Below are 1,956 nucleotides of genomic sequence, written 5' to 3' on the forward strand. Positions count from 1 at the left end.
GGGGTGAGCCCAAACCGTAGATGTGCCAAGGATGCAGCCGTTGCATCTACGGGGTAGCGGGAAGATCGTCTGAAGAACTGCAAGGTATTCGACATTATGATACGCCGAACTGGAAAGGTCTGGAAAGGCCTGCCGTAGAGAGTGAAAGCCTCGTACAGGTAAACCGTATCAAATGTATGATCTCTCCCAAGTAGCACGGAACACGAGGAATTCTGTGTGAATCTGCGAGGACCATATCTCGTAAGGCTAAATACTCTTACTTACCGATAGCGCATAGTACCGTGAGGGAAAGGTGAAAAGAACCCCGGGAGGGGAGTGAAATAGAACCTGAAATCGTGTGCTTACAAGCGGTCAGAGCCCTTTGGGGTGATGGCGTGCCTTTTGGAGAATGATCCTGCGAGTTACGTTCAGTGGCAAGGTTAAGTTTAACGGAGCCGAAGGGAAACCGAGTCTGAATAGGGCGACATAGTCGCTGGGCGTAGACGCGAAACCTGGTGATCTAAGCCTGTCCAGGGTGAAGCTGTGGTAAGACACAGTGGAGGCCCGAACTCACCGCCGTTGAAAAGTTGGGAGATGAGGTAGGTTTAGGGGTGAAAAGCCAATCGAACCAGGAGATAGCTCGTTCTCTCCGAAATGCATTTAGGTGCAGCCTTGAGTGTTCAATTATGGGGGTAGAGCACTGAATGACCTAGGGGGCATACTGCTTACCGAAGTCAATCAAACTCCGAATACCATAATTCTAGAGCTCAGGAGTGAGACTATGGGAATTAACTTCCATGGTCAAAAGGGAAACAACCCAGACCACCAGCTAAGGTCCCTAATTATAACTAAGTGGGAAAGGAGGTGGAGATTCACAAACAACCAGGAGGTTGGCTTAGAAGCAGCCATACCTTTAAAGAGTGCGTAATAGCTCACTGGTCGAGAGTCTCTGCGCCGACAATGTAACGGGGCTAAGTTATAAACCGAAGCTGTGGAGTTGCGTAAGCGACTGGTAGGAGAGCGTTCTGTAGGCCGTTGAAGGAGAATCGACAAGAGACTCTGGAGGTATCAGAAGTGAGAATGCAGGAATAAGTAGCGAGAATGGGGGCGAGAATCCCCCACGCCGGAAGACCAAGGGTTCCAGGGTAAAGTTTGTCTCCCCTGGGTAAGCCGGGTCCTAAGCCGAGGCTAGATTGCGTAGGCGAATGGAAAACAGATTAATATTTCTGTGCCACTGATATCAAGTGATGGAGGGACGCAGGAGGTTATGCACGCTGGCGAACGGAAGTGCCAGTTCAAGCATGTAGCGTGGTCTAGTAGGAAAATCCGCTAGACTAAACGTGAGGTGTGATGAGGAGTCGTAAGATGGAAGGTGCAAATACCACACTGCCGAGAAAAGCTTCTAAGCGTTATAAAGATATTAGTGCCCGTACCCCAAACCGACACAGGTGGTCAGGATGAGAAATCTAAGGCGGACAGGCTAACTCTCGTTAAGGAACTCTGCAAAATAGCCCCGTAACTTCGGGAGAAGGGGTGCCTTTTATGGTGAGCGTACACGCGACGCAAAGCTATGAGAGGCCGCAGTGAAGAGTCTCAGGCGACTGTTTAACAAAAACACAGGTCTATGCTAAGCTGTAAGGCGACGTATATGGGCTGACACCTGCCCAGTGCCGGAAGGTTAAGAGGAGGAGTGAGAGCTCCGAATTGAAGCCCCGGTGAACGGCGGCCGTAACTATAACGGTCCTAAGGTAGCGAAATTCCTTGTCGGGTAAGTTCCGACCTGCACGAATGGTGTAACGATCTGAGAGCTGTCTTGACGGGAGGCCTGGTGAAATTGTATTACCGGTGAAGATACCGGTTACCTGCAGTAGGACGGAAAGACCCCATGGAGCTTTACTGTAGCTTGGTATTGGGTTTTGGCATCGTATGTATAGGATAGTTGGGAGACTATGATGCGTGGTCGCTAGATTACGCGGA

The 1,956-nt window shown here is 50.3% G+C and carries 1 rRNA gene; it reads left to right on the forward strand.

The window, feature by feature from the left end:
- Nucleotides 1-1,956 (forward strand): 23S ribosomal RNA (locus HMPREF0202_RS07085); the annotation flags it as partial.

This window comes from Cetobacterium somerae ATCC BAA-474 (assembly GCF_000479045.1).
Classification (GTDB): domain Bacteria; phylum Fusobacteriota; class Fusobacteriia; order Fusobacteriales; family Fusobacteriaceae; genus Cetobacterium_A; species Cetobacterium_A somerae.